At 70.6% G+C, this 3875-nt stretch carries 2 protein-coding genes and 1 pseudogene; 2 read left to right on the forward strand and 1 reads right to left on the reverse strand.

Annotation, left to right across the window (positions count from 1 at the left end; all coding sequences use genetic code 11):
• Positions 1–517 (reverse strand): annotated as a pseudogene (locus tag AOK16_RS02215) (PucR family transcriptional regulator); the annotation flags it as partial.
• A 360-nt stretch (positions 518–877) separates the two neighbouring features.
• On the opposite strand from AOK16_RS02215, the gene AOK16_RS02220 reads away from it, so the two are divergent.
• Positions 878–1804, forward strand: coding sequence for a proline dehydrogenase family protein (locus tag AOK16_RS02220; RefSeq protein WP_055470501.1), 927 nt, complete (start codon positions 878–880; stop codon positions 1802–1804).
• A 63-nt stretch (positions 1805–1867) separates the two neighbouring features.
• On the forward strand, positions 1868–3499 hold the full coding sequence (gene pruA, locus AOK16_RS02225) for an L-glutamate gamma-semialdehyde dehydrogenase (RefSeq protein ID WP_055470502.1): 1632 nt from the start codon (positions 1868–1870) through the stop codon (positions 3497–3499).
• The last annotated feature ends 376 nt before the right edge of the window (positions 3500–3875 follow it).

Here is a 3875-nt window from a genome sequence, read left to right on the forward strand (position 1 = left end):
CCAGGCCGGGGTGGAGGTCGCGGAGGAACTCCCCGACCTCCACCCCGGCCTGGGCCTGAGCCGCCAGCTGCGCCCCGATACGGGCCGCCGTCTCCATCGCCTGGGCCAGCCGCGGGTCCGGTGCCACACCAGGGCCGCCGGTCTCCAGAAGGGAGAGGTGCCCGTCGTCCAGCAGCCAGACGTAGCCGTGGACGATCCCCCGGTGGCGTACGGGCAGGCAGATCCGGCCCATCAGCACACCGGCCGCCGGGTCGGGCGGGATGCGGACCGGGCCGGTGGCGCGCGCGATGCCGAAGGCCTCGAACCACGCCCGTACGGCCGGGGTCGAGCGGCGGTTGAGGATCGAGCGGGTGCGGACCGGGTCCATGGTCAGGCCGCCGAATCCGTCGGTGTCGTCGTCCGCGTCACCGCCGTGGGCGCCGAAGGCGATCAGCCCGAAGTCGCGGTCCTCCAGGGTCGCGGGGGCGCCGAGGACCGCCGAGATCTCGTCCACGAGCTGCTGGTAATCGCCGCGCATCCGCCGTTCCGGTCCTTCGCCTCGCACCTCACCGGGCCGGGGAACCGACCCTCATTGGGCCGGGAACCCCGACCCTTCAACGGGCCGGAGAACCGACCACCGGCCCGGGGAGACCGACCCGCCGGGCCGGAGAAACCCGACCCACCGGGCCTGGGAAACCCGACCCACCGGACCGGAGAACCCGGCCGTCACCACCATTCTCGTACAGCCTTCATACATCTGTCTGAGATCCCGGACACGGATGCGTGACAGCTGTCGATGGTCCACGATCGGAGCCATCCTTAGGTTTCACGGTGGTTCTCCTTGCCGTCGCGGAGCGTTCTCCGGCCTCGGTCTTCGTCCTCATCGTGGAGGTGCCCCGTGCTGGGTCCCGTGCTCCTCGCCGCCGCGCGCAGCGACAGCATCCGCCGCATCGTCTCGGCCGCGCCGGTCACCCGCCCCGTGGTGGACCGCTTCGTGGCGGGTGAGCGGCTCGACGAGTCCCTGGCGGCCGTGCGCCTGCTCACCGCCCGCGGCCTGGAGGTCACCCTCGACCACCTCGGCGAGGACATCACCGACCCGGCCGAGGCCCTGCGGAACCGCGACGCCTACCTCGCGCTCGCCGAGGCCCTCAAGGGCGAGGGCCTGGGCGTACGGGCCGAGATGTCGGTCAAGCTGTCCGCGTTCGGGCAGGCGCTGGCCGGCGGCCATGACCTGGCGCTGGCCAATGTCACGCCGGTGGTCGAGGCGGCCGCCGAGGCGGGTACGACGGTGACCCTCGACATGGAGGACCACACCACCGTCGACTCCACCCTCGCGATCCTCGCCGAGCTGCGGAAGCGCTTCCCGCAGACGGGCGCGGTCGTGCAGTCGTACCTGTTCCGCACCGAGGACGACTGCCGCGCGCTCGCCGGGGAGGGCTCGCGGGTGCGGCTGGTGAAGGGTGCCTACAAGGAGCCCGCCTCGGTCGCCTTCCAGGACAAGCGCGAGGTCGACAAGGCGTACGTCCGGTGCCTGAGGATCCTCATGGCGGGCCAGGGCTACCCGATGATCGGCTCCCACGACCCGCGCATGGTCGCCATCGCCCAGGAGCTGGCCCACCGCGCGGGCCGGAAGGCCGACGAGTACGAGTTCCAGATGCTGTACGGCATCCGCGAGGCCGAGCAGGAGCGGCTCGTCGCGGAGGGGCACCGTATGCGGGTTTACATCCCGTATGGCACAGACTGGTATGGGTACTTCATGCGGCGCCTCGCGGAGCGTCCCGCGAACCTCGCCTTCTTCCTCAGGTCGCTCGCCACGCGCGGCTGAGCCCCGACCCGTCCCCGACTTCCGTCCCCCGCCCTCGATCGATCGAAGGAGACAACGGCCACCATGGACGCTGTGACCCAGGTCCCCGCGCCGGTTAACGAGCCGGTGCACACCTACGCCCCCGGCAGCCCCGAGCGGGCCCGCCTGGAGAAGAAGCTCAAGGAGCTCTCGGGCAACCGGCGCGAGCTGCCGATGACCATCGGCGGCGAGAAGCGGATGGGCGGTGGCGAGCGCTTCGACGTCGTGCAGCCGCACAACCACTCCGCCAAGCTCGGCAGCTTCGCCAACGCCACCCACCAGGACGCCCAGGACGCGATCGACGCCGCCCTGGCCGCCGCCCCGGCCTGGCGGGCGCTGTCCTTCGACGACCGTGCCGCGATCATCCTCAAGGCCGCCGAGCTGCTCTCGGGTCCCTGGCGCGAGACGCTGGCCGCCGCCACGATGCTGGGCCAGGGCAAGACCGCGCAGCAGGCCGAGATCGACACCCCCTGCGAGCTCGTCGACTTCTGGCGCTTCAACGTGCACTTCGCGCGCCAGATCATGGCCGAGCAGCCCATGGCCAACTCGCCCGGCGTGTGGAACCGCAGCGACCACCGGCCGCTGGAGGGCTTCGTCTACGCGGTGACGCCCTTCAACTTCACCGCCATCGCGGGCAACCTCCCCACGGCCCCCGCCCTCATGGGCAACGTCGTGGTGTGGAAGCCGTCCCAGACGCAGACGCTGGCCGCCGTGCTCCTCATGGAGCTGCTGGAGGAGGCCGGGATGCCGAAGGGTGTCATCAACCTGGTCACCGGTGACGGGCAGGCGGTCTCGGAGGTCGCCCTGGTCCACCCGGACCTGGCCGGTATCCACTTCACCGGCTCGACCAAGACCTTCCAGTACCTCTGGAAGACGGTCGGCAGCAACATCGAGAAGTACAAGACCTACCCGCGCCTGGTCGGCGAGACCGGCGGCAAGGACTTCATCGTCGCCCACCCGTCGGCCGACCCGGCCGTCCTGAAGACCGCGATGACCCGCGGCGCCTTCGAGTTCCAGGGCCAGAAGTGCTCCGCCGCCTCGCGCGCGTACGTCCCGGCCTCCCTGTGGAACTCCGGCCTCAAGGAGCAGTTCGCGGCCGAGGTCGAGGGCCTGACCATGGGTGACGTCAGCGACCTTTCGAACTTCATGGGCGCGGTCATCGACGACCGGGCCTTCGCCAAGAACAAGGCCGCCATCGACCGCGCCAAGGCGGACCCGACGGTCGAGGTCGTGGCCGGCGGCACGTACGACGACAGCGAGGGCTACTTCGTCCGCCCGACGGTCCTGGTCTCCACCGACCCGGAGAACGAGATCTTCAAGGACGAGTACTTCGGCCCGATCCTGGGCGTCTACGTCTACGAGGACGAGAAGTACGAGGAGATGCTCCAGCAGATGGAGTCCGCCTCGCCGTACGGCCTGACGGGCTGCGTCATCGCGCAGGACCGCGCGGCCGCCGCCGCCACCTGCGAGGCGCTGCGCTTCGCGGCCGGCAACTTCTACATCAACGACAAGCCCACCGGTGCCGTCGTCGGCCAGCAGCCCTTCGGCGGCGGCCGCGCCTCCGGCACCAACGACAAGGCGGGTGCCAAGCAGAACCTGATGCGGTGGACCTCCACCCGCTCCATCAAGGAGACGCTGGTCCCCCCGACGGACTATCGCTACCCGCATATGGGCTGACCTGCCCGGACAACACGGCGGACCCCCGTTCCAGGCCTCGGCCGGGTGGGGGTCCGCCGCGTTCGCCGTCTCAGATAGTAGGAAGTCCGAGTAACTGTGCAGACAGTGGCGCCCGGCTGTCCTAACTTTGTAGAAGCCGAACGTCTCGCTCGATCCAGCGATCGGCGGGTGAGGGCTGGTGCCCTGGCAGGCGACCCCTGCCGCACCACGGCCCCCCGCCCCTTCCGGCGATCCGAATGCTCTCTCGGGGCTCTGGTATTGGAGACGTGCACCCATGAACGAGACCGCTCGCAGGGTCCGCCACTCGGCCGCCCGCACCACGGACACCACCGCCCGCAAGAACGCCGCCGCCGCCCTCCAGCGCGCGCTGGACCGG

Origin of the sequence: Streptomyces pathocidini (assembly GCF_001418495.1) — a bacterium.
GTDB classification, from domain to species: Bacteria; Actinomycetota; Actinomycetes; order Streptomycetales; family Streptomycetaceae; genus Streptomyces; species Streptomyces pathocidini.